Origin of the sequence: Pseudomonas sp. C32 (assembly GCF_030417915.1) — a bacterium.
In the GTDB taxonomy this organism is placed as follows: Bacteria; Pseudomonadota; Gammaproteobacteria; order Pseudomonadales; family Pseudomonadaceae; genus Aquipseudomonas.
In genome coordinates, this window is record NZ_JAUHUK010000001.1 from 415,435 (window position 1) to 439,863 (window position 24,429).

Below are 24,429 nucleotides of genomic sequence, written 5' to 3' on the forward strand. Positions count from 1 at the left end.
CCGAAGGCTGCGATCTTTTGCTTTATGCCGGCCAATTCACGGCCTGTTTCTGCCGTATCGCCACTGGCGTGCCAGGCTTTTTCAGCAGGATGAGAAGCGGCACGCAACCGGCTTATAAATGAAACACCGCCCTCGGCTATACTCCTCGCATTTCGAAACCGCCCCGAGGACTGACTGTGAAGAACTGGACGTTGCGCCAACGCATTTTGGCGAGCTTTGCGGTAATTATCGCCATCATGCTTCTGATGGTCGTCGTCTCGTATTCGCGGTTGTTGAAAATTGAAGCCGACGAGGAGCGCGTGCGTGACGACGCGATTCCCGGGGTGTATCACAGCTCCATGATCCGCAGTGCCTGGGTCGACAGTTACGTGCAGACGCAGGAGTTGCTTGGCCTCAAGAAGGGGCAGGGCATCAACGCCGAGGATGCGGCGGACTTCAAGGCATTTGAAACGCGTCTACAAGAGCAGATTGCCAACTACCGCAGTACGGTCACCACCGATGAGGACAAGACCGAGTTCGCGCTCTTCGAGCAGGACGTGCTGGACTTCAACAAGATTCAGGCCGCTGTCCTCGATCTGCACCAGCGCAACCAGGGCGATCAGGCAATTGAACTGTTCGAAACAAGGCTGACGCCTGCCTGGACAAAGGGGCGCATGAAACTCAACGATATTATTCGCGAGAACAAAGTCGTCGCCGACAACGCAATGGATGCCATTGATGACGCGGTGGCGGCGGCGAAAATCAGCATGGGTGTTTCCCTGCTGGTGGCGGTATTGGCCGCCGCGCTTTGTGGTCTGTTGTTGATGCGCGCGATCATGGCGCCGATGAATCGCATCGTGACTATCCTCGAAATCATGCGTACCGGCGACCTCAGCGGTCGTCTGAACCTGGAGCGCAAGGACGAGTTCGGCGCGGTGGAAACCGGCTTCAACGACATGATGACCGAGCTCACGTCCCTGGTGTCCCAGGCCCAGCGCTCGTCGGTGCAGGTCACCACGTCCGTCACCGAGATTGCTGCCACCTCCAAGCAACAACAGGCCACTGCCACCGAAACCGCGGCGACCACCACCGAGATCGGTGCGACCTCCCGTGAAATCGCCGCCACCTCCCGCGATCTGGTGCGCACCATGACCGAAGTGTCCACCGCCGCCGATCAGGCTTCGGTGGCCGCCGGTTCTGGCCAGCAAGGGCTGGCGCGCATGGAAGAAACCATGCATTCGGTGATGGGCGCGGCCGATCTGGTCAACGCCAAACTGGCGATCCTCAATGAGAAGGCCGGCAACATCAATCAGGTGGTCGTGACCATCGTCAAGGTGGCCGACCAGACCAACCTGTTGTCGCTCAACGCCGCCATCGAAGCTGAAAAGGCCGGTGAATACGGTCGTGGCTTTGCCGTGGTTGCCACGGAAGTGCGGCGTCTGGCAGACCAGACGGCTGTCGCCACGTACGACATCGAGCAGATGGTGCGCGAGATTCAGTCGGCGGTTTCGGCCGGGGTCATGGGCATGGACAAGTTCTCCGAAGAAGTGCGTCGCGGCATGTCCGAAGTGCAGCAGGTCGGCGAGCAGCTGTCGCAGATCATTCATCAGGTGCAGGCGCTGGCGCCGCGCGTGCTGATGGTCAACGAAGGCATGCAGGCCCAGGCCACCGGTGCCGAACAGATCAATCACGCGCTGGTGCAATTGGGTGATGCCAGCAGCCAGACGGTCGAGTCCTTGCGTCAGGCCAGCTTCGCCATCGATGAGCTGAGTCAGGTGGCCGTCGGGCTGCGCAGCGGCGTTTCGCGATTCAAAGTCTGATGAGCGAAATCACGGCTAAACGTCCTGCTGTGAAGCAGGCGTTGCACGCGTTGTTCCTGGTGTTTCGCATCGGTAGCGAACGGTATGCCCTGAAGGCCATCGAGGTGGCGGAAGTGTTGCCGTGTCTGCCGTTGAAACCGATTCCCCATACACCCGACTGGGTCGCCGGGGTGTTCGCCTATCGTGGGGCGGTGGTGCCGGTGATCGACCTGAGCGCGCTGACCTTTGGTAGGCCTGCCCTGGCACGCACCAGCACGCGACTGGTGTTGGTCAATTACCGTCCCGATGAGACCGCTGAAGCACAATTGCTCGGGCTGATTCTGGAGCAAGCCACCGACACCTTGCGTTGCGATCCGGCGGACTTTCAACCCTACGGCCTGGACAATCGCCAGACGCCTTACCTGGGGCCGGTTCGCAAGGACGAGCAAGGCTTGCTGCAATGGGTGCGGGTCGCCGATTTGCTGGACGATCAGGTTCGCGCGCTGCTGTTCCCGTCGCCGCCGTTGGACCTGGCGCTGCTTGAGGGACGGTCATGAGTAGTGATCAGCGGTTTTTCGACTTCCTCAAGGAGCGCATCGGCCTCGACGTGACGTCGGTGGGGCCGGCCATCATTGAGCGCGCCGTACGCCAGCGCAGTCAGGCTGCGCAAGCGCAGACAGTCGATGAATACTGGCTCACGTTGCAGGGATCGCGTGACGAACAGCACGCGTTGATCGAAGCGGTGATCGTCCCGGAAACCTGGTTCTTTCGTTACCCGGAATCCTTCGCTACCCTGGCCAAACTGGCGAGCAAACGCCTGGTCGAGATCAACAACTTGCGCGCACTGCGGATTCTCAGCCTGCCGTGTTCCACTGGTGAAGAGCCGTATTCGATTGCCATGGCACTGCTCGATGCCGGGCTCAAGCCGCACCAGTTCAAAGTTGACGGCATGGATGTGAGCCCGTTGTCGGTGGAAAAAGCCAGGCGGGCGGTGTACGGGAGAAACTCCTTTCGCGGTCAGGATATCGAGTTTCGTGATCGCCATTTCAGCGCCGAAGGTGAGGGCTACCGCCTCAATCAACGGGTACTCGAACAAGTGCGTTTGCAGGTCGGCAATTTGCTGGACCCGGTCTTGCTCGCCAATGAGCCGGCGTTTGATTTCGTGTTCTGCCGCAACCTGCTGATCTATTTCGATCAAACGACGCAGAAGCAGGTATTCGAGGTGCTCAAGCGCCTGACCCACGTCGACGGTGTGCTGTTTATCGGGCCGGCCGAGGGCGGTCTGCTGGGGCGTTTTGGTATGCGTTCGATGGGTATCGCGCAGTCCTTTGCTTTCAGTCGGCAAGGGGCGCCGGAGCCATTGCCGCTGCCGACGTTGGTTCCCGCGCCGTTACCGGTGCCATCGGTGCCGCGCAGTCGCCACTCGACCGTGGTGCGCAACCGTCCGTTTGCCAGCGCCGAACCCGCGGTTTTTGCGCCCAAAACGTCGGTCTCCGACACCGTCGCATTGCTGGCGAACATCGGAGCCCTGGCTAACGAAGGCAAAAGTGCCGAAGCGCGAGCCGCCTGTGAACGTTATTTGCGCAGCCATGAACCCGTGGCCCAGGTGTTCTGCTGGTTGGGGCTGCTCAGCGATGTGGCCGGCAATGCCTTCGAAGCCCAGGGTTTTTACCGCAAGGCGTTGTACCTCGAACCGCAACATCCCGAAGCGTTGATGCACCTGGCGGCGTTGCTGCAAGCCCAGGGCGACACGGCGGGTGCCAGACGATTGCAGGAGCGTGCCGCCCGCAGCACACGCGCCGCCGACAGTGAGCGTAAACGATGATTGTCTCCGACACCTTTAGCGTCAGCCGGGATGCCCAGGCCATCGACGACTGCTGGAACCGCATCGGTATCCATGGGGACACGTCTTGCCCGCTATTGAGCGAGCATATCCATTGCCGTAACTGCGCGGTGTATTCGACGGCGGCGACGCGTTTGCTGGATCGTTATGCGTTGCAGCAGGAAGATCGCGGGCACGTGTCCGTCGCGCTCGAGAGTGAGGTCAAAACACGGTCGCTGTTGATGTTCCGCCTCGGCGATGAATGGCTCGGACTGGCCACGCGCAGTCTGGTGGAGGTGGCGCCGCTGCAAGCGATTCATTCCTTGCCCCACCAGCGTTCCCGGGCCTTGCTCGGCGTGGCGAATGTGCGCGGTGCGCTGGTGGCGTGTCTGTCGTTGGTGGATTTGCTCGGGCTCGAAGACGCCGGCAGCGTGGCAAGCGGTGCGCGAGTCATGCCGCGCATGCTGATCATCGCGGCTCACGGCGGGCCGGTCGTGGTGCCGGTGGACGAAGTTGACGGGATTCACGCCATTGATGAGCGCATCCTTGATGCCGCGTCGCAGTCGGGGACCCAGGCCAGTGCCAAGTACACCCGGGGCGTGTTGCCATTCAAAGGTCGCAGCCTGCGCTGGCTGGATGAAGAACAGCTGCTGTCCGCCGTGACCCGGAGCCTCACATGACCCCCGACCAAATGCGCGACGCCTCTTTGCTGGAGCTGTTCAGCCTGGAGGCCGAAGCCCAGACCCAGGTGCTGAGCACCGGCCTGCTGGCACTGGAGCGCGATCCGACCCAGGCCGATCACCTTGAATCGTGCATGCGCGCGGCGCACTCGCTCAAGGGCGCGGCACGAATTGTCGGCGTCGATGCGGGCGTCAGCGTCGCTCATGTGATGGAGGACTGCCTGGTCAGTGCCCAGGAAGGGCGTCTGCTGCTGAGTCCCGAACACATTGATGCGTTGCTGCAAGGCACCGATTTGCTGATGCGCATCGCCACGCCGAACAACAATCCGGCGTCGTTGAACATCGACGCCTACGTGGCGTTGATGGCGCGGCTGCTGGACCCGGCAGCCCCGCTGGCGGTCGCCGCTTCGGTGATGGCCGAGTTACAGCTCGAGGCGCCCGCGCCCACGATCGAAGCCCCGGCGCCGGACGTAGAACCCGCGCCAGCGCCTGCACCGCGCAAAACCAAACGCGCCACCGAAAACGGCGAACGGGTCCTGCGCGTCACGGCCGAGCGCCTCAACAGTTTGCTCGATTTATCGAGCAAATCCCTGGTGGAAACCCTGCGGCTCAAACCGCACCTGGCAACCATGCAGCGGCTCAAGCGCATGCAGAGCAACGGCCTGCGCGCGCTGGAGAATCTCAACGTGCACCTCAAGGATCACGCCTTGAGTCTGGAAGCACGGGAATCGCTCGAAGATGCGCGGCGGTTGCTGGCGGAATCCCAGCAATTGCTGGTGGCGAAAAATGCCGAACTCGATGAGTTCGCCTGGCAGGCCAGTCAGCGCGCGCAGGTGTTATATGACACGGCACTGGCCTGTCGCATGCGGCCGTTCGCCGATGTGTTGACCGGGCAAGCGCGCATGGTCCGCGATCTGGGACGCGACTTGGGCAAGCAAGTGCGGCTGGAGATCGAGGGCGAGAAAACCCAGGTCGATCGCGACGTGCTGGAAAAGCTCGAAGCGCCGCTGACCCATTTGCTGCGCAACGCAGTCGATCACGGCATCGAAACCCCGGAACAACGCCTGCTGGCGGGCAAACCGGCGGAAGGCGTGATCCGTTTGCGTGCCTCCCATCAGGCCGGCCTGTTGGTGCTGGAATTGAGCGATGACGGCAATGGCGTCGATCTGGAAAAGGTCCGTCGCAGCATCGTTGAACGCAATCTCTCACCGTCTGAAACGGCCGCTCAGTTAAGTGAAGACGAGCTGCTGACGTTCCTGTTCCTGCCGGGCTTCAGCCTGCGCGACACCGTTACGGAAGTCTCCGGGCGCGGCGTCGGGCTGGACGCGGTGCAACACATGGTCCGCCAGTTGCGCGGCGCGGTGGAGCTGGAACAAACGGCGGGCGAGGGCAGCCGTTTTCATCTCGAGGTACCGCTGACCTTGTCGGTGGTGCGCAGCCTGGTGGTGGAAGTCGGCGCTGAGGCTTACGCCTTCCCGTTGGCTCACATCGAACGCATGTGCGACCTGGAACCCTCGGACATCGTGCAGGTCGAGGGGCGTCAGCATTTCTGGCATGAAGGCCGGCATGTCGGCCTCGTGGCGGCCAGCCAATTGTTGCAGCGTCCGGCGAGCCAGAGCGACCAGCAAACCCTGAAAGTCGTGGTGATTCGCGAGCGCGATGCGATCTACGGCGTGGCGGTCGAGCGCTTTATCGGCGAGCGGACCTTGGTGGTGCTGCCACTGGATGAGCGTCTGGGCAAGGTGCAGGACATTTCTGCCGGAGCCTTGCTCGATGACGGTTCGGTGGTGCTGATCGTCGACGTCGAAGACATGCTGCGCTCGGTGGACAAACTGCTCAATACCGGGCGCCTGGAGCGCATTGCGCGTCACAGCAGTCAGGTGGTCGAAGCGGCTCGCAAACGGATTCTGGTGGTCGACGATTCCCTGACCGTGCGAGAGTTGCAACGCAAGCTCTTGCTCAATCGCGGCTACGATGTGGCCGTCGCGGTGGACGGCATGGATGGCTGGAACGCCCTGCGTTCAGAGGCATTCGATCTGTTGATCACGGACATTGATATGCCGCGCATGGACGGCATCGAGCTGGTCACTTTGCTGCGTCGGGATACGCGTCTGCAATCGCTGCCGGTGATGGTGGTGTCCTACAAGGATCGCGAGGAAGATCGCCGTCGTGGACTGGATGCCGGAGCCGACTATTATTTGGCCAAGGCCAGTTTTCATGATGACGCCTTGCTCGATGCAGTCGTCGAGCTCATTGGAGGAGCAAGGGCATGAGGATTGCAATCGTCAACGATATGCCCATGGCGGTAGAGGCCTTGCGCCGCGCCCTGGCGTTCGAGCCGTCGCATCAGGTGGTCTGGGTGGCGGGCAATGGCAGCGAAGCGGTGCACTTGTGCGCGCAGGACACGCCGGACCTGATCCTGATGGACCTGATCATGCCGGTGATGGATGGCGTCGAGGCAACCCGCCGGATCATGGAGGAAAGCCCCTGCGCCATCGTCATCGTCACCGTGGATCGTCAACAGAACGTGCACCGCGTCTTCGAAGCCATGGGCCATGGCGCGCTGGATGTGGTCGACACCCCGGCCCTCGGCGCAGGCAATGCCCAGGAAGCCGCCGCGCCGTTGTTGCGTAAAATCATCAACATCGGCTGGTTGATCGGCGAGAAAGGCAACCGGCCGAATCAAGCTCCGGCCCCGTTACGCAGTACGGGGTCGTGCCAAAGCCTGATCGCCATCGGCTCGTCCGCTGGCGGGCCGGCCGCGTTGGAAGTCCTGCTCAAGGGGCTGCCGCGCCACTTTTCACCGGCCATTGTGCTGGTGCAGCACGTTGATCAGGTATTCGCCGCCGGCATGGCTGAATGGCTCGGCAGCACCAGTGGCCTTGATGTGCGCCTGGCCCAGGAAGGTGAGCCGCCGCAAAGCGGCACGGTGTTGCTGGCCGGCACCAATCACCATATTCGCTTGTTGAAAAACGGCACGCTGGCGTATACCGCTGAACCGGTCGATGAAATTTATCGACCCTCCATCGACGTTTTCTTCGAGAGTGTGGCCAATTACTGGAATGGTGATGCCGTCGGTGTTTTGCTCACCGGCATGGGGCGTGATGGCGCTCAGGGGCTTAAACTCATGCGCCAACAGGGTTACCTGACCATCGCACAAGACCAGAACAGCAGTGCGGTGTATGGCATGCCGAAAGCGGCTGCGGCCATCGACGCTGCGGCAGAGATTCGTCCGCTGAACAAGATAGCGCCACGATTGCTGGAGATATTTACTAAATGAATGGTTTTTTCAGCAGTCCTGGCCCAGGCAGTATTCAGGTGAACGCCCATGAATGATTTACAGCTCGACGACTTCAAGACCGACGAAAACGCGGCCATGGTGTTGCTGGTAGACGATCAGGCCATGATCGGCGAAGCCGTGCGCCGCGGGTTGGCGAACGAAGAGAATATCGACTTCCACTTCTGCGCCGACCCGCACCAGGCCATCGCCCACGCGGTGCGCATCAAGCCGACAGTGATCCTGCAGGACCTGGTCATGCCCGGCCTTGACGGCCTGAGCCTGGTGCGCGAGTACCGCAATCATCCGGCGACCAAGGACATCCCGATCATTGTGCTGTCGACCAAAGAAGACCCGCTGATCAAGAGCGCGGCGTTCGCGGCCGGGGCCAACGATTATCTGGTCAAGCTGCCGGACAACATTGAACTGGTCGCGCGCATCCGCTATCACTCGCGTTCCTACATGACGCTGTTGCAGCGTGACGCGGCTTATCGTGCACTGCGCGTCAGTCAGCAGCAGTTGCTCGACACCAACCTGGTGCTGCAACGCCTGATGAACTCCGATGGCTTGACCGGGCTGTCGAACCGTCGTCATTTCGATGAATACATGGAACTGGAATGGCGCCGTTCGCTGCGTGAGCAGAGCCAATTGTCGTTGCTGATGATCGATGTCGACTACTTCAAAGCCTACAACGACAGCTTCGGCCACCTGGAAGGCGATGAAGCCCTGCGCAAGGTGGCGGCGGCGATCAAGGACGCCGGCTCCCGGCCTTCCGACCTGCCGGCCCGCTACGGCGGCGAAGAGTTCTCGCTGGTGCTGCCCAACACCTCGCCAGGTGGCGCGCGACTGGTGGCGGAAAAGCTGCGCCAGACCGTCGCAGCCCTGAAAATTCCGCACAACTCGCCTGGCGAAGGTTCGAGCCTGACCGTCAGCATCGGCCTGTCGACGATTATCCCCAAAGCGGGCAGCAACTGCCGTGAGCTGATCTCGGCGGCGGACAAGGGGCTGTATTCGGCAAAGAAAAACGGGCGTAATCAGGTGGGTGTGGCGTGATCTGCACCATCTACCAGGCGACGTAGAACCTGTGGGAGCCGGGCTTGCCCGCGATGAGGGCCTGACAGTCGATGCTTTCTTTGACTGATACACCGTCATCGCGGGCAAGCCCGGCTCCCACAGGGTTCCGTGTCGCTGCAGAGATCGCCTGTAAAGGTGCCTTTTCGGCCAAGCGGACTGCCGTTTTCAGCTGTTTCCCGGTATACTCGCCGGCTTTCAAAAGTTCGCCAACGAGTGCTGCCCGTCATGGAAATCAACCCGATCCTGAACACCATCAAGGACCTGTCCGAGCGCTCCGAAACTATTCGGGGGTATCTTTGACTACGATCAAAAGCATGAGCGTCTGACCGAAGTCAATCGCGAGCTTGAAGATCCGAGTGTCTGGAACAAACCTGAATACGCCCAGGAACTGGGCCGCGAGCGCGCTGCGCTGGCGCAGATCGTCGAGACCCTCGACGAACTGAACACCGGTCTGGCCGATTGCCGCGACCTGCTGGACATGGCCGTCGAAGAAAACGACGAAGGCGCAGTGGGCGATGTCGTCGCCGAGCTGGCCCGTCTCGAGGAAAACCTCGCCAAGCTGGAATTCCGGCGCATGTTCAGCCATGAAATGGACCCGAACAACGCCTACCTGGACATCCAGGCCGGTTCCGGCGGCACCGAAGCCCAGGACTGGGCCAACATCCTGTTGCGCATGTACCTGCGCTGGGCCGACAAACGCGGTTTCGAAGCGACCATCATGGAGCTGTCGGCCGGTGAAGTCGCCGGGATCAAAGGTGCCACCGTGCACATCAAGGGCGAATACGCCTTTGGCTGGCTGCGTACCGAGATCGGCGTCCACCGTCTGGTGCGCAAGAGCCCGTTCGACTCCGGCAACCGTCGCCACACCTCGTTCAGCGCAGTGTTTGTCTCGCCAGAGATCGATGACAAGGTGGAAATCGAAATCAACCCGGCAGACTTGCGGATCGACACCTATCGTTCCTCGGGTGCCGGTGGTCAGCACGTAAACACCACCGACTCGGCCGTACGTATCACCCACGTACCGACCAACACCGTGGTCAGCTGCCAGAACGAACGTTCCCAGCACGCCAACAAGGACACCGCCATGAAAATGCTGCGGGCCAAGTTGTACGAGCAGGAAATGCAGAAGCGCAACGCGGCGTCCCAGGCGCTGGAAGACACCAAGTCGGATATCGGCTGGGGTCATCAGATCCGCTCTTATGTACTCGATGCCTCGCGCATCAAGGATCTGCGCACTAACATCGAACGCAGCGACTGCGACAAGGTGCTCGACGGCGACATCGACGAATACCTGGAAGCCAGCCTGAAATCCGGGCTGTAAGTTACTGACACACCGCGATCCCCTGTAGGAGCCGGCTCGCCGGCGATCCCCGGCCGCAGGCCGGGGACAACGAACCAGATGGAATATTTAAAGACATGAGCGACCTAGAACTCGACCCGCAAGCCCTGCAACAGGAAGAAAACTCCCTGATCGCCCTGCGCAAGGAAAAGCTTGCTGCCGAGCGTGCCAAGGGCAATGCCTTCCCGAACGACTTCCGCCGCGACAACTACTGCGATGCGCTGCAGAAACAGTACGCGGACAAGACCAAGGAAGAGCTGGCAGAGGCTGCAATCCCGGTCAAGGTTGCCGGTCGCATCATGCTCAACCGTGGCTCGTTCATGGTGATCCAGGACATGACCGGTCGTATCCAGGTCTACGTCAACCGCAAGACCCTGTCCGAAGAAACCCTGGCCGCGGTGAAAACCTGGGACATGGGCGACATCATTGCCGCCGAAGGCACCCTGGCCCGTTCCGGCAAGGGCGACCTGTACGTCGAAATGACCAACGTGCGCCTGCTGACCAAATCCCTGCGCCCGCTGCCGGACAAGCACCACGGCCTGACCGACACCGAACAGCGCTACCGTCAGCGTTACGTTGACCTGATCGTCAACGAAGACGTGCGCCAGACGTTCCGCGTGCGTTCGCAAGTCATCGCCCACATCCGCAGCTTCCTGATGCAGCGTGACTTCCTGGAAGTGGAAACGCCGATGCTGCAGACCATTCCGGGCGGCGCGGCAGCCAAGCCGTTCGAAACCCACCACAACGCCTTGGACATGGGCATGTTCCTGCGTATCGCGCCGGAGCTGTACCTCAAGCGCCTGGTGGTTGGCGGCTTCGAGAAAGTGTTCGAGATCAACCGCAACTTCCGTAACGAAGGCGTTTCGACCCGTCACAACCCTGAATTCACCATGTTGGAGTTCTACCAGGCTTACGCCGACTACGAAGACAACATGGACCTGACCGAAGAATTGTTCCGCGAACTGGCGCAGCTGGTTCTGGGCAGCACCGACGTGCCGTACGGCGACAAGGTGTTCCACTTCGGTGAGCCGTTCGTGCGTCTGTCGGTGTTCGACTCGATCCTCAAGTACAACCCTGAGCTGACCGCTGACGACCTGAATGACATCGACAAGGCTCGTGCCATCGCCAAGAAGGCCGGCGCCAAGGTGCTGGGCTTCGAAGGTCTGGGCAAGCTGCAGGTGATGATTTTCGAAGAGCTGGTCGAGCACAAGCTGGAACAGCCGCACTTCATTACCCAGTACCCGTTCGAAGTGTCGCCGCTGGCCCGTCGCAACGACGACAACCCGAACGTCACCGACCGCTTCGAGTTGTTCATCGGTGGCCGCGAAATCGCCAACGCCTACTCCGAGTTGAACGACGCGGAAGACCAGGCCGAGCGCTTCATGGCTCAAGTGGCCGACAAGGACGCCGGTGACGACGAAGCCATGCACTACGACGCCGACTTCGTTCGTGCGCTGGAGTACGGCATGCCGCCAACGGCGGGTGAAGGCATCGGTATTGACCGTCTGGTGATGCTGCTGACCAACTCCCCGTCGATCCGCGACGTGATCCTGTTCCCGCACATGCGACCGCAAGCGTAAGTGTTTCAATTAAAAAGCCGCCTGAAATGGGCGGCTTTTTATTGCCTGTCTGGTACAAACGTATCAATTGGTTACTTTTGAAGAGAGAGGATTCCTGTCGTGAACGGTGCAATGGCTCAAGAAGGTGCAGCGGATATCGCCACTGCGGTCGCTGAAAGTGTTCAGTACCAGGGTCGCAAGGCCAGCCGACAGGGCAGTGAACAGCGGCGACAGGACATTCTCGACGCCGCCATGCGCATCGTCGTGCGCGATGGCGTGCGCGCCGTGCGGCACCGTGCAGTGGCCGCCGAGGCGCAAGTGCCGTTGTCGGCGACCACCTACTATTTCAAGGATATCGATGACCTGCTCACCGATACCTTCGCGCAATACGTGGAACGTAGCGCCGCCTACATGGCCAAGCTGTGGGTGAACAACGAAGGCCTGCTGCGCGACATGATCGCCAGTGGCGATGGCAGCCCGCAGGCTCGTTCAACGCTGGCGGACGACATTGCGCGGCTGATGACGGACTATGTTCACCGGCAACTGATCACACGCCGAGAGCATTTGATGGCCGAACAGGCGTTCCGTCAGGAAGCGCTGTTGAACCCGCGCCTGGCTGAGTTGGTGCGCTCGCATCAGCAAATTCTGTTGCAGGGATCCTGCCAGCTTTTCCAGGTCTTGGGCTCGCATGAGCCGCAACAAGATGCCAAAGTGTTGACGGCCATAATCGGACGGATGGAATATCAGGGCCTGCTCAACGACGCCGATCCGGTCGCCGAAGAGGAAATGCTCGGCAATCTGACGCGGTACATGCATCTGGTGTTGGCGTCAGTCTGATCCCCTGCAAAAGCGGTATGTGTTCAAAGGGAGTGTTGAATGAAAGCCTGGCGTGTCGTTGTGATCGCCTTGTCGTTCCTGTTGCTCAGTGGCTGTCTGGTGACCTTCAAGGAGCCGCTGCCCACGAGCGACCCCGCGCCCAAAGGATTGCTCGGCAAATGGACCAGCACCAGCGCCTGGGGCGAACCCGTCAATCTGGAACTGACGCGCATCGCTGACAACCGCTATCAGGCCGTCAGCTATTTCAAGGCCAAACCCAAGGAGCGTGAAGCCTATCCCTTCACGGTCTCGCACCATGGCAGCCGCTGGTACCTGTCGGCGAAGGTGCCGGCGCAGTTCGGCGGGCATTTCATCATTGGCGGCTTTGAATTGACCGACAAGCGTGAGCTGGTGCTGTACAACCTCGACCTCGAACAGATCAACCAGGCGCTGAAGCAAAATGCCCTGAGCGGCGAAGCGTTTCAGACTGAGGACGGCGCAGGCGTGTTGATCAACAGCCCCATGGATAAAGTCGCCGCTTACCTCGACGACCCGGCCAATTCCGATGTGTTCATCGAGGCGGTGCGCTATCAGCGCCAGGCCAAGGCCAAATAACCAGCACACAACAGGTACTTACAGGAGTTTCGGGTGGACGATTACCAGCAGTCGATACGCATATTGTCCGATCGCATTGTGCTGGCGCAGACGCCCATTCGCGTCCTTGATGCGGTCAAGTGGGACGACAGCATTCGCCAGGGATTCCTCAAGGCCAAGGGCAAGGAAATGCCAGCGGTCGATCGCGACTATTACCTCAACCGGCCGCTGGCGTTCGACTCCAGCAAGGTGAAGCTGGAATTCCAGAACATCGAGCGCGATATCACCCGCCAGCTCGGTCAGTTCAACCCGGTCGGCCAGATCATGCGACGCATGTGCAAGGAATACCGCATGGTGATCCGCATGCTCGAAGCGCGCGGCACCGAGGACTTCGGCCTGATCTCCCAAGAGTTGTACGGCGCCGCGTCCGACGCGTTCCATGCCGGCGACCCGACCCTGTCCGACCTGGGCCTGATGCTCTCCGATTACCTGAATAACATCGACGGCCGTGGCGACCTCAAGGATGAGCCCAAGACGCTGACCGCCAAGGAAGCGGTCGAGATGCTCCAGCATCGGTTGAACAAGGTGTTTGGCGAGGCCGAGGAAACCATTCGGGTGTTCGAGTCAGACGGCATCGTCGCGGATGCCGCGGCGGGCGCCGACTACATCAAGATCCGTTCCGATGCGATGTTCAACAACCGTGATGTGCGCGCCCTGGAAGTCCACGAAGGGCTGGTGCACGTCGGCACCACGCTCAATGGTTTGAACCAGCCGATCTGCACCTTCCTGGCTAAAGGTCCGCCCTCGTCGACGGTGACCCAGGAAGGCCTGGCGATCCTGATGGAAATCATCACCTTCGCCTCTTACCCGAGCCGCCTGCGCAAACTGACCAACCGTACCCGCGCGATTCACATGGTGGAGGAGGGGGCCGACTTCCTGCAGGTGTTCGAGTTCTTCCGCGAGCAAGGTTTCGAAATGCCCGAGAGCTACAGCAACACCAGCCGCGTTTTCCGTGGTTCGGTGCCGACAGGTCTGCCATTTACCAAAGACTTGTCCTACCTCAAGGGCTTCATCATGATTTACAACTACATTCAGCTGGCCGTGCGCAAAGGCAAGCTGGAGCAGATCCCGCTGCTGTTCTGCGGCAAGACCACGCTGGAAGATATGCGCACCTTGCGCCAGTTGGTGGATGAAGGCCTTGTGGTGCCGCCCAAGTACCTGCCGGAACAGTTCCGCGACATGAACGCGCTGTCGGCGTGGATGTGTTTCTCGAACTTCCTCAACCACCTGAGCCTGGACCGGATCGAAGCGGATTACTCAAATATCCTGTAATCCTGGCGACCTTCCCTGTAGGAGCTGGCTTGCCAGCGAATGCGTCATATCAGACAACAACCATGTTGCATGTTGAACCGCTTTCGCTGGCAAGCCAGCTCCTACAGGGGATGCATTCCAATCCCGTTATCTGCGAGGTTTCACCGGATGAGAATCCTCGGCACCCTCTGCCTTCTCCTGACCTTGAGCGGTTGCAGTTCGCTGCTGTTTTACCCCGAACCCGGCCAGTTGTTCACCCCGGAAAAAGCCGGGCTCGAATACCGAGTCATCACCCTGACCACTGCCGACGGCCTCAAGCTGAACGCCTGGTGGCTGCCGGCGAAACAAGGTGTCGAGGTCAAAGGCACGGTGCTGCACCTGCATGGCAATGGCGGAAACCTGCCCATGCACCTGGGCGGAAGCTATTGGTTGCCGAAAGAGGGTTACCAGGTGTTGCTGGTGGACTACCGCGGTTATGGCTTGTCCGAAGGCGAGCCGAGCCTGCCCGCGATCTATCAAGACATCGACGCGGCCTTCAAATGGCTCGACCAGGCGCCGGAGGTCAAAGGCAAGCCGCTGATCCTGCTCGGCCAGAGCCTCGGTGGCTCGATGGCCGTGCATTACCTGGTCCAGCACCCGGAACGACAGAAACAACTGAAGGCGTTTGTCCTTGATGGTGTGCCCGCCAGCTATCGAAGCATCGGGCAGTTTGCGTTGAGTACTTCATGGCTGACCTGGCCGTTCCAGGTGCCTTTGTCGTGGCTGGTGCCGGACGGCGACAGTGCGATCAACTCCATGGCGCAACTCAATGGCGTGCCGAAACTGCTCTACCACAGCATCGACGATCCGATCGTGCCTCTTTCCAACGGCATCCGTCTGTATCAAGCTGCGCCGCCGCCGAGGGTGTTGCAACTGACTCGCGGCGGGCATGTGCAGACGTTCGCCGACCCGGTCTGGCGCACTGTCATGCTGCGTTATCTTGAAGACCCGCAACATTTCAACGGTCTGCGCCGCCTGGGTGAAATCCCCAATTACCCGGCCCCCCCGAATTCTGAAAATGAACCACCAGAGAGCCCGCAATGAGTGAAGAACGTAACGCCATCCCGCTGATCATCACCGGTATCTGCACCATCCTCGGCACCGTCGGTGCCCTGTGGTGGTACGGCTACCTGCACTTTGCCAAGCCCGAAGATGCGCTGCTGCTCAACGAATTCACCATGCTCAAGACCGTGCCGGGCGAAGACTATCGAGTCTCCCTGGAACCGGCCGCCCAAGTGGCGCAGTGCATCGATGGCGTGCTGGTGTTGTTCGACATGGAACAGAAAGGCCTGACCGGCGTGCTGATCAACAACAAGAAAAAAGCTGTGCGCTGCATGGGGCAGGAAACGCCGCAGAAGCTGGAACAGTAAATCAATTCCTGAAAGCAGCCCAGAACCAATGTGGGAGCCAGCAGGCTGGCTCCCACAGTTTTTTGTGTGATGACAGCTTATTGGGTGTAAGAACTCACCGCCGAGCGCGGTATCACCGGCTGATTGTCATTGGAAATCGTCACTTCCACCCGACGATTCATCGCACGGCCTGAGGTGCTGGTGTTATCCGCCACCGGGTATTCCTTGCCGTAACCCTGGGCAACGATGCGGGTCGGGTCCACGCCCATTTTCACCAGCGCCGCACGCACCGAACCGGCGCGACGTTCCGACAGCGACTGGTTGTGCGACGCCGTGCCGGTGCTGTCGGTATACCCCTCGACGATCGCTTTGCGCTCCGGGTTTTCCTGAAGATACTGCGCGAGTTTGTTGATGTTCATCAGACCGGTGGACTTGAGTTCCGCCTTGTCGGTGGCAAACAGCACATCACCGAACGTCACCAGCGTGCCGCGATCCGTTTGCTTGGCGTTGAGGCTGTTTTGCAGCTGTTTGATTTGCTGATCACGAGCGTCCAGACGCGCTTCGGCCCGCTGCGCCGAGGTGTTTTTCAGGTTTGCTTCAGCTGTGCGCAGGGCGATGGTTTGCTTGGCCACTTCAACCCGCTGGTTGGTCAAGTAGGCAAGTTGGTCAACCTTGGCGGCATCCTCCCTTTCCCTGTACGCCTGATCGGCCTTGGCCAGATAATCGCTGGCTTCCTTGGTTTCCAGCGCCGCGACCTTGGCTGCTTGCGGGTCGGCTTGCAGGCCGGAGTAATTGGTGCGGGCCTGTTCGAGGCTGGCGTTGGGCGGTGTGGAACAGGCTGCCAGCGCAACGGTGACGGCCAGCAGGGCAGGGATCATCAGTTGATTAGGTTTCATGATTTCGTCCTTTTTAGTCGATTAGGAATGACGTCTCGCTGCGCGGCTACTGAACGGTGCGCTGGCTTTCCTGACGCAGTTCCTGAACGCCTTGCTGAGCGTCCTTCACTGATTGTTCAGCCTTCATTGCCTGGGCCTTGCGCTCTGCCACGCGAGCGTCCCATTCGGCCTGCTCGGCGAGCAGGCGGGCCTGATCGTATTGCTTGTCGTGCATGGCAATTTCGGCTTGTTTGAGTTTGTCCTGTGCGGACTTCATTTCCACGGCTGCGAATTCGGTGCCGCCTGCACTCACGGCGTCGTTGACGGCCGATTGGGTCACTGCGTATTGCTCGGTCGGCGGATTGCCGGCGCAACCGGCCAGTACCAGGCTGCTGCCGAGGGCCAACGCCGCCAGTTTCAGGCTACGCAGTTGAGTGAACGAGGATGTGCCAGTTCGGGTTTTCATGGTCTTCAACTCCATTGGGCCAGCTCCTGAAAAACGTCGACATCCATCCTGGGCAAGGAGCTTGAACCGTCATTTGCGGGGCGTTCTGAAACGCTCGTCCCAGGCGTGGTTACTTGGGTTGACCCGAGGCGTTTTTTGAAAGTTCAGAGAATTTAGCTAGCTATCGAAAAAGATGCGGCTGGATGGGCGGGGAGCTCATCCGAAAAACTGTAGGAGCGAGCCTGCTCGCGATGGACTTCAAGACACCGCGTTTTTCAGTCACTACGCAGTTTTCGTTGACGACCATCGCGAGCAGGCTCGCTCCCACCTTGAGCAGTTTGGCGGGGAAAGGAATCAGTGTTTCTGCTTGTCGTGACCGGATGACAAATCGTGCAAATGCTGGCGGGACAGCGCAAGGAAACGCGGGGTCGCCCCGACGTCCTCATACAGCGGATCGCCTTCTTCATCGGTGGCGACCACTGTCGAGCCCTTCACATATGGAAAGCTTCTTTCCAGTTCTTCCAGCGCGGCGCCGATCAGGTCGCCGAGCAGTTCTTCAGGCTGCCGCTTGGGGTACATCTCGATAATCGCCGCCAACCGTGCGGCAGCTTCCACGTCCAGATGGATCGCATAACCGGTATCGGTCAGGCGACCTTTGGCGTTTTCTTCCCAGTGGTGGGCGAGCTCACGGATTTTCATAAAGACCTCAATGCACGCCTGCTCGTGGCAGGTCTGGAGAGTGTTCGGCCATGGCCGACGACAGCCGCTATACGGCTACTGTTCAGACTAGCTTCAACGCGCAAGGTTTAAAGGCCCTTCGTCGTCTGGCTTGTAAGAACCGGTCTGGAGCGGCACTCTCTAGGGCTTGGCCGCCCGGATTTCTGCTGGAGAACTGCTGATGACTGATATTGATGCACGCTTGCGCGAAGACGTTCACCTGTTGGGTGAGCTGCTGGGCAATACCATTCGTGAGCAGTATGGCGACGGCTTTCTCGACAAGATCGAGCAGATCCGCAAGGGCGCCAAGGCTGACCGTCGCGGCTCCATGGACGCCGAACTCAGCGCCAGCCTCAACCAGCTGACCGACGATGAATTGCTGCCGGTGGCGCGGGCGTTCAACCAGTTTCTCAACCTGGCCAACATCGCCGAGCAGTACCAGTTGATTCACCGGCGCGAAGAATCCCAACAGGCACCGTTCGAATCTCGCGTGTTGCCGGAATTGCTCGCTCGCCTGCGCGCCGAAGGGCACGGGGCCGAAGCCCTGGCCCGACAGTTGGGACGGCTGGAGATTGAGCTGGTGCTGACCGCGCACCCGACCGAAGTCGCGCGGCGTACGCTGATCCAGAAATACGACGCCATCGCCGCGCAACTGGCCGCACTGGACCATCGCGATCTGACCGGCGCCGAACGCGATCAGATCAAAACCACGCTGCAACGCCTGATCGCCGAAGCCTGGCACACCGAAGAAATCCGCCGCACGCGCCCCACGCCCGTGGACGAAGCAAAGTGGGGTTTCGCGGTGATCGAGCATTCGCTGTGGCAGGCGATTCCCAACTACCTGCGAAAGGCCGATCAGGCGCTGCATGCGGCCACCGGCCTGCGTTTACCGCTGGAGGCCGCGCCGATTCGCTTTGCCTCATGGATGGGCGGCGACCGTGACGGCAATCCCAACGTGACAGCGGCCGTGACCCGCGAGGTGCTGTTGCTGGCGCGCTGGATGGCGGCTGACTTGTACCTGCGCGATGTCGATCACCTGGCCGCTGAACTGTCGATGCAGCAAGCCAGTGATGAATTGAAAGCCAAGGCCGGGGACAGCGCCGAACCGTATCGGGCGGTGCTCAAACAATTGCGCGAACGCCTGCGTGCGACTCGCAACTGGGCGCACACGTCGCTGTCGACACTCACGCCGGCCCCCGCCGAGGTGCTGCAAAACAATCGCGAACTGCTCGATCCGCTGGAGCTCTGTTACCACTCGTTGCACGAATGCGGCATGGGCGTGATCGCCGACGGGCCGCTGCTCGATTGCCTGCGTCGGGCGGTGACGTTCGGGCTGTTCCTGGTGCGGCTCGATGTGCGTCAGGATTCGTCGCGGCACAGCGCTGCGATGACTGAAATCACCGATTACCTGGGCCTCGGTCGCTACGAAGACTGGAGCGAAGAGGAGCGCATCGCCTTCCTGATGCGTGAGCTGAACAACCGTCGACCGTTGTTGCCGACGTACTTCAAACCGTCCGCCGACACGGCCGAAGTGTTGGCGACCTGCCGCGAAATCGCCGCTGCGCCGGGGGCGTCCCTCGGTTCCTATGTGATCTCTATGGCCGGGGCGGCTTCCGATGTGCTGGCGGTGCAACTGCTGCTCAAAGAGTCCGGCGTGTTGCGGCCGATGCGTGTGGTGCCGTTGTTTGAGACCCTCGCCGACCTCGACAACGCCGGACCGGTGATCGAGAAGCTGTTGCTGTTGCCGGGCTATCGCGCGCGCCTGCAAGGACCGCAGGAAGTGATGATCGGCTACTCCGACTCGGCCAAGGACGCCGGCACCACGGCGGCGGCCTGGGCGCAGTATCGGGCGCAGGAGCGACTGGTGGATATCTGCCGCGAGCAACAAGTGGAACTGCTGTTGTTCCATGGCCGTGGCGGCACCGTGGGCCGTGGTGGTGGCCCGGCGCATGCGGCGATTCTGTCGCAGCCACCGGGTTCGGTGGCGGGGCGCTTCCGCACCACCGAACAGGGCGAAATGATTCGATTCAAATTCGGTCTGCCGGACATCGCCGAGCAGAACCTCAATCTGTACCTGGCAGCGGTGCTCGAAGCGACGCTGTTGCCGCCACCGCCGCCGACGCCTGAATGGCGGCACTTGATGGATGAATTGGCCGCAGACGGCGTCAGTGCTTACCGCGCCGTGGTGCGGGAAAACCCGCAGTTCGTCGAGTACTTCCGGCAGTCAACGCCAGAGCAGGAACTGGGGCGCTTGCCGCTCGGCAGTCGCCCGGCCAAGCGTCGGGCCGGCGGGATTGAAAGCCTGCGGGCGATTCCGTGGATCTTCGGCTGGACCCAGACGCGCTTGATGCTGCCGGCCTGGCTCGGCTGGGAAGCGGCCCTGAGCAAGGCACTGGAACGCGGCGAAGGTGAGCTGTTGGGGCAAATGCGCGAGCAGTGGCCGTTCTTCCGCACCCGCATCGATATGCTGGAAATGGTCCTGGCCAAAGCCGACGCAGAGATTGCCCAATCCTATGATTTGCGTCTGGTCACGCCGGATCTGTTGCCGTTGGGCGCGCACTTACGCGACCTATTGTCGCAGGCGTGCACCATCGTCCTCGGCCTGACCGGGCAGTCACAGCTGCTGGCACATAGCCCAGCGACCCTTGAGTTCATCCGGTTGCGCAACACCTACCTCGACCCGCTTCATCTATTGCAGGCCGAATTGCTGGCCCGTTCGCGGCAACAGGACGTGGCGCAGGGCAGCCCGGTAGAACAGGCGCTGCTGGTGTCTGTAGCGGGGATTGCCGCCGGATTGCGTAACACCGGCTAACGATTTTGTCGTGGGATCAGGCATCCGGCGCTTGAGTCGGATGCCGTCGTGTGACAGGTCCAAAAGTGCTGCCAAGCGACAGTTAATGATGGGGTTGCGACTTGGGGAACTGCGCGCAATGGTCGCAAGAGGCGGCGGTTTCTCCGACTTTCGGCGGCTTGTGTGGTCGCAGCCTGCTGTGTATCTTGATCAGCCTTTGGCCGTTTGGGCGGTCACGACCCTATTTTGAGATTGGCCCCACGAGGCGAATCTGACGTTATCTATATAAAAAATTGAGGAGCACATCGATGCGCGTCATTCTGCTGGGAGCTCCCGGGGCCGGTAAAGGTACTCAGGCACAGTTCATCACCGAAAAATTCGGCATTCCGCAAATCTCCACCGGCGACATGCTGCGTGCCGCGGTCAAGGCTGGCACCGAGCTGGGCATCAAGGCCAAGAGCATCATGGATGCCGGCGGCCTGGTCTCCGACGACCTGATCATCGCGCTGGTCAAAGACCGTATCGCTCAGTCCGACTGCGCCAACGGCTTCCTGTTCGACGGCTTCCCGCGCACCATTCCTCAGGCTGAAGCTCTGGTGACTGCCGGCGTTGAACTGGATGCCGTGGTTGAAATCGCCGTTGAAGACGAAGAAATCGTCCAGCGTATCGCCGGTCGCCGTGTTCACGAGGCCAGCGGCCGCGTTTACCACATCGTCTACAACCCGCCGAAAGCTGCCGGTAAAGACGACGTCACCGGCGAAGAGCTGGTACAGCGCAAGGACGACACTGAAGAAACCGTGCGTCATCGCCTGTCGGTCTACCATTCGCAGACCAAGCCGCTGGTGGATTTCTACCAGAAGCTGTCGGCCGCCAACGGCAAGCCGAAGTACAGCCACATCGAAGGCGTGGGTTCGGTTGAAGCCATCACCGCCAAGGTGCTTGCAGCGCTGAGCTGAAAAGTCTGAATCGCTTCACCTTCTACGGCCCGCTTGCGGGCCGTAGTTGTTTATACTGACGCACTTTTTCCGACCTCTCTTGTGGATACATCGATGAGCACCTTGCTGGCCCTGGACACCGCGACTGAAGCTTGCTCCGTTGCCTTGCTGCATGACGGCAAAGTGACGAGCCATTACGAGGTGATCCCGCGCCTGCATGCGCAGAAGCTGTTGCCGATGATTCAGCAGTTGCTGGCTGATGCCGGGACCACCCTGCAAGCGGTCGATGCCATTGCGTTCGGTCGCGGGCCGGGTGCCTTTACCGGCGTGCGCATTGCCATCGGTGTCGTGCAAGGCTTGGCATTCGCGCTGGAGCGCCCGGTGCTGCCGGTGTCGAACCTCGCCGTTTTGGCCCAGCGCGCCTATCGCGAACACGGTGCCAGCCAGGTCGCTGCGGCCATTGATGCGCGCATGGACGAAGTGTATTGGGGTTGCTACCGCGAGACGGCAGGGGAAATGCGACTGGTCGGCGCCGAAGCGGTATTGCCTCCGGAGTCGGCTGCATTGCCGGCCGATGCCAGTGGCGAATGGTTTGGTGCGGGCACGGGTTGGGGGTATGCCGAGCGTATCGCTGTCAGCCTGAGCGGGCAGGACGCGGGCATGCTGCCTCACGCTGAAGACCTGCTGACCCTGGCGCGGTTTGCCTGGGAGCGCGGCGAGGCCATCGTCGCCGATGAAGCTCAGCCGGTTTATCTGCGCGATAAAGTGGCGACGCCTAAAGCGCGTTAAACCTTGAAAGATCGCAGCCTTCGGCGGCGCCTACAGAGATCGCATTCCCCCGTAGGAGCTGCCGCAGGCTGCGATCTTCTACAGGCACCACCAATCATCGGTTTCTAACCCCAGCTTTTAAACCTTTTCCCTTTTATGTGTTCTAGTGATCACTCGGCCGTTTGCGAAGTGGATTCCGCGCCACTAAACTGCCATCACTGATCCCGAGCATACCTTTATGCGTATAGACGGCGTTTCCTCTCAGTCCTACCCGATCAAGCGCAAGCCTCGCAAAGGCCATGTGGTGGAAGACGAGTCCGTCGATATCGACGGCGAGCTGGAATTTCCGACTCAAGAGCAACTGGCTGCCCGTGCCGCCAAAGCCTCTGCGCAAAAGCTCAGCAATCTCCCGGCCCGCCAGCAGGACATGCTTTATCACCGTGCGATGAGCAAAAGTGTGGCCATGGCGTTGGCCAGCTACCTGAGCACCGCCGGGTTCGTCGATTGGGATGCGGAAGTGCTGGGTCTCGACCTGTACATCTGATGGATCTGCCTTACTACCTCGGCTGCCCCTCCTGGAGTGAAAACGCCTGGCGTGACTATCTGTATCCGCCAGACGCCAGACCCGCTGAATTTCTGAATCTCTACTCCCAAGTATTCAACGCCGTGGAAGGCAACACGACCTTCTACGCGAGTCCGGCTGCCACGACGGTGCAGCGCTGGGCCGACACCATGCCCGAACATTTTCGGTTCACCGCCAAATTTCCCGGCGAGATCAGCCACGGCGGTGACCTGCGCGAACAGCTCACTGCCGCCGAAACCTTTCTGCAGTTGCTCAGCCCGCTCGGCGAACGTGTGTCGCCCCTGTGGTTGCAGTTGTCGAAAAGCTTCACGCCGCAACGCTTGCCGGAACTGGCTGGATTTATCGATGCCCTGGAACGGCCTCTGGCCGTGGAAGTGCGGCATGACGACTTCTTCGCCAAGGGCGATAGCGAGCGCATGCTCAATCGCCTGTTGCTGGATCGCGGTGTCGAACGCATCTGCCTCGATCCGCGTGCGCTGTTCAGCTGCACCTCGACCGAACCTTCGGTGCTGCATGCTCAATCCAAGAAACCCCGAGTCCCAACGCGCCCGGCAGCGTTCACGCAGTTCCCGCAGGTGCGCTTCATCGGTCATCCCGAACTTGAGGCCAACGATCCCTTCCTGCTGCCGTGGGTGGAGAAAATCGCCCTGTGGATCGAAGAGGGCCGCGCGCCTTACATCTTCCTGCACACTGCCGACAACCTGCTCGCAGCCAAACTGGCGCAACGTTTTCACGCCAGATTGATGCTACGTTTGCCTGGCTTGCCGGCGCTGCCTGAGCTATACAGAGAACCCGCCGCCGAGCAACTTGGCCTGCTCTGAAGGCGGATTCGTTCCCCTTTCAGGAGCCTGCCAATGGATGCGCAAACCCTTCGAGCCCAAGCGTTTAAAGCCTTGCACGAACGCAGCGGTGCTTTTGTGATTCCCAACCCGTGGGATGCCGGCTCGGCGAAAATGCTCGCCAGTCTGGGCTTCGAGGCGCTGGCGACCACCAGTGCCGGCTATGCCTTTTCCCAGGCTCGTCCCGATGGCGGCCTGACCCTGGACGACACGCTGGCAAACGTCCGGGCGATTGTCGGCGCCACGGACTTGCCGGTGGCGGTGGACCTGGAAAACGGTTTTGCCGACAACCCCGCCGATTGCGCCAAGAGTATTTTGCGCGCGGCAGAGGCGGGCGCCGTCGGTGGTTCGATTGAAGATGCCACCGGCCGCGAAGAGGGCCCGATCTACTGCTTTGAACATGCAGTGGCGCGCATCGAAGCTGCCGTCGCTGCTGCTCGCAGCTTGGCGTTTCCTTTCACCCTGACGGCCCGGGCGGAGAACTTTCTGCACGGTAATCCGGATTTGCCAGACACCATCCGCCGCTTGCAGGCATTCGCCGAGGCGGGCGCCGACGTGCTTTACGCACCGGGCCTGCGCAACGCCGAGGATGTACTGGCGGTGGTGCGTGCGGTGGCGCCCAAGCCGGTGAACATTTTGATGTCGGGCGGTCTGAAGCTGACGGTCGCGCAGTTGAGTGAAATGGGCGTCAAGCGCATCAGCGTGGGCTCGGCGCTCGCGCTGGCGGCGTATGGCGAATTCTTCCGCGCCGCCGAAGAAATCCAGACGTCGGGTACGTTCGGGTTCACTTCACGTTCCATGCCGTTTGCCCAAGCCAATCAATTGTTCAAGGGTTGAA

At 60.7% G+C, this 24,429-nt stretch carries 23 protein-coding genes; 20 read left to right on the forward strand and 3 right to left on the reverse strand.

The features are described 5' to 3' along the window. The first annotated feature begins 176 nt into the window (after positions 1 to 176). The 14 genes from QYH43_RS01890 to QYH43_RS01955 all read left to right on the forward strand — a co-directional run bounded on the left by QYH43_RS01890 (position 177) and on the right by QYH43_RS01955 (position 15,659). On the forward strand, positions 177 to 1,799 hold the full coding sequence (locus QYH43_RS01890) for a methyl-accepting chemotaxis protein (RefSeq protein WP_095151986.1): 1,623 nt from the start codon (positions 177 to 179) through the stop codon (positions 1,797 to 1,799). Beyond that, positions 1,799 to 2,335 carry a chemotaxis protein CheW gene (locus QYH43_RS01895; protein ID WP_095058677.1) on the forward strand — a complete coding sequence of 179 codons (537 nt, stop codon included), beginning with the start codon at positions 1,799 to 1,801 and terminating at the stop codon, positions 2,333 to 2,335. The genes QYH43_RS01890 and QYH43_RS01895 overlap by 1 nt, the downstream gene beginning before the upstream one ends. Continuing rightward, on the forward strand, positions 2,332 to 3,603 hold the full coding sequence (locus tag QYH43_RS01900; protein WP_095151987.1) for a protein-glutamate O-methyltransferase CheR: 1,272 nt from the start codon (positions 2,332 to 2,334) through the stop codon (positions 3,601 to 3,603). Before QYH43_RS01895 ends, QYH43_RS01900 begins: the two co-directional genes overlap by 4 nt. Next, on the forward strand, positions 3,600 to 4,280 hold the full coding sequence (locus tag QYH43_RS01905) for a chemotaxis protein CheW (protein ID WP_095151988.1): 681 nt from the start codon (positions 3,600 to 3,602) through the stop codon (positions 4,278 to 4,280). The genes QYH43_RS01900 and QYH43_RS01905 overlap by 4 nt, the downstream gene beginning before the upstream one ends. Then, complete coding sequence (locus QYH43_RS01910; protein WP_095151989.1) at positions 4,277 to 6,553, forward strand: hybrid sensor histidine kinase/response regulator; 2,277 nt, start codon at positions 4,277 to 4,279, stop codon at positions 6,551 to 6,553. Before QYH43_RS01905 ends, QYH43_RS01910 begins: the two co-directional genes overlap by 4 nt. Further along, positions 6,550 to 7,560, forward strand: a complete 1,011-nt coding sequence (locus QYH43_RS01915; RefSeq protein WP_095058681.1) for a chemotaxis response regulator protein-glutamate methylesterase — start codon at positions 6,550 to 6,552, stop codon at positions 7,558 to 7,560. Before QYH43_RS01910 ends, QYH43_RS01915 begins: the two co-directional genes overlap by 4 nt. Positions 7,561 to 7,608: 48 nt before the next feature. Further along, on the forward strand, positions 7,609 to 8,610 hold the full coding sequence (locus QYH43_RS01920) for a PleD family two-component system response regulator (RefSeq protein ID WP_095058682.1): 1,002 nt from the start codon (positions 7,609 to 7,611) through the stop codon (positions 8,608 to 8,610). A 246-nt stretch (positions 8,611 to 8,856) separates the two neighbouring features. Further along, positions 8,857 to 9,952 (forward strand): peptide chain release factor 2 gene (gene prfB / locus QYH43_RS01925; protein ID WP_143498399.1). Its coding sequence is split into 2 segments (ribosomal slippage): positions 8,857 to 8,928 and positions 8,930 to 9,952, totalling 1,095 coding nucleotides; the frame shifts between segments, so codons are not numbered across the junction. Between the two features lie 95 nt (positions 9,953 to 10,047). Then, positions 10,048 to 11,550, forward strand: a complete 1,503-nt coding sequence (gene lysS, locus QYH43_RS01930; RefSeq protein WP_095151991.1) for a lysine--tRNA ligase — start codon at positions 10,048 to 10,050, stop codon at positions 11,548 to 11,550. A 99-nt stretch (positions 11,551 to 11,649) separates the two neighbouring features. Beyond that, entirely contained in the window at positions 11,650 to 12,366 is a 717-nt protein-coding gene (locus QYH43_RS01935; protein ID WP_177450558.1) for a TetR/AcrR family transcriptional regulator, read from the forward strand. A 39-nt stretch (positions 12,367 to 12,405) separates the two neighbouring features. Beyond that, positions 12,406 to 12,960 (forward strand): hypothetical protein, encoded by a 555-nt coding sequence (locus QYH43_RS01940; RefSeq protein ID WP_095151993.1) that lies wholly within the window; start codon positions 12,406 to 12,408, stop codon positions 12,958 to 12,960. Positions 12,961 to 12,993: 33 nt separating this feature from the next. Then, complete coding sequence (locus QYH43_RS01945; RefSeq protein WP_095058689.1) at positions 12,994 to 14,271, forward strand: flavohemoglobin expression-modulating QEGLA motif protein; 1,278 nt, start codon at positions 12,994 to 12,996, stop codon at positions 14,269 to 14,271. A 147-nt stretch (positions 14,272 to 14,418) separates the two neighbouring features. Then, a complete protein-coding gene (locus QYH43_RS01950; RefSeq protein WP_095058690.1) occupies positions 14,419 to 15,333 on the forward strand; it encodes an alpha/beta hydrolase in 915 nt (304 codons plus the stop codon). Next, positions 15,330 to 15,659, forward strand: a complete 330-nt coding sequence (locus tag QYH43_RS01955; RefSeq protein ID WP_095058691.1) for a hypothetical protein — start codon at positions 15,330 to 15,332, stop codon at positions 15,657 to 15,659. The genes QYH43_RS01950 and QYH43_RS01955 overlap by 4 nt, the downstream gene beginning before the upstream one ends. A gap of 77 nt (positions 15,660 to 15,736) precedes the next feature. Here the strand turns inward: QYH43_RS01955 and QYH43_RS01960 are convergent, their stop codons facing one another. The 3 genes from QYH43_RS01960 to QYH43_RS01970 all read right to left on the reverse strand — a co-directional run bounded on the left by QYH43_RS01960 (position 15,737) and on the right by QYH43_RS01970 (position 17,657). Then, positions 15,737 to 16,534, reverse strand: a complete 798-nt coding sequence (locus QYH43_RS01960; RefSeq protein ID WP_095151994.1) for an OmpA family protein — start codon at positions 16,532 to 16,534, stop codon at positions 15,737 to 15,739. 46 nt (positions 16,535 to 16,580) lie between these two features. Then, positions 16,581 to 16,994, reverse strand: coding sequence for a DUF4398 domain-containing protein (locus tag QYH43_RS01965; RefSeq protein ID WP_095151995.1), 414 nt, complete (start codon positions 16,992 to 16,994; stop codon positions 16,581 to 16,583). Between the two features lie 318 nt (positions 16,995 to 17,312). After that, positions 17,313 to 17,657 (reverse strand): pilin assembly protein, encoded by a 345-nt coding sequence (locus QYH43_RS01970; protein WP_095058694.1) that lies wholly within the window; start codon positions 17,655 to 17,657, stop codon positions 17,313 to 17,315. A gap of 199 nt (positions 17,658 to 17,856) precedes the next feature. Between QYH43_RS01970 and ppc the strand changes: the two genes are divergently transcribed. The 6 genes from ppc to QYH43_RS02000 all read left to right on the forward strand — a co-directional run bounded on the left by ppc (position 17,857) and on the right by QYH43_RS02000 (position 24,428). Continuing rightward, positions 17,857 to 20,487 (forward strand): phosphoenolpyruvate carboxylase, encoded by a 2,631-nt coding sequence (gene ppc, locus QYH43_RS01975; protein WP_095151996.1) that lies wholly within the window; start codon positions 17,857 to 17,859, stop codon positions 20,485 to 20,487. Between the two features lie 287 nt (positions 20,488 to 20,774). Continuing rightward, a complete protein-coding gene (adk, locus tag QYH43_RS01980; RefSeq protein WP_095058696.1) occupies positions 20,775 to 21,422 on the forward strand; it encodes an adenylate kinase in 648 nt (215 codons plus the stop codon). A gap of 93 nt (positions 21,423 to 21,515) precedes the next feature. Further along, positions 21,516 to 22,190, forward strand: coding sequence for a tRNA (adenosine(37)-N6)-threonylcarbamoyltransferase complex dimerization subunit type 1 TsaB (gene tsaB, locus QYH43_RS01985; protein ID WP_095058697.1), 675 nt, complete (start codon positions 21,516 to 21,518; stop codon positions 22,188 to 22,190). A gap of 217 nt (positions 22,191 to 22,407) precedes the next feature. Further along, a complete protein-coding gene (locus QYH43_RS01990) occupies positions 22,408 to 22,713 on the forward strand; it encodes a hypothetical protein (RefSeq protein WP_095061711.1) in 306 nt (101 codons plus the stop codon). Beyond that, on the forward strand, positions 22,713 to 23,573 hold the full coding sequence (locus QYH43_RS01995) for a DUF72 domain-containing protein (protein ID WP_301156071.1): 861 nt from the start codon (positions 22,713 to 22,715) through the stop codon (positions 23,571 to 23,573). The genes QYH43_RS01990 and QYH43_RS01995 overlap by 1 nt, the downstream gene beginning before the upstream one ends. Before the next feature lie 33 nt (positions 23,574 to 23,606). Continuing rightward, the gene (locus QYH43_RS02000) at positions 23,607 to 24,428 is read left to right on the forward strand and encodes an oxaloacetate decarboxylase (protein WP_095151998.1); all 822 of its coding nucleotides are present in this window, start codon (positions 23,607 to 23,609) and stop codon (positions 24,426 to 24,428) included. The last annotated feature ends 1 nt before the right edge of the window (position 24,429 follow it).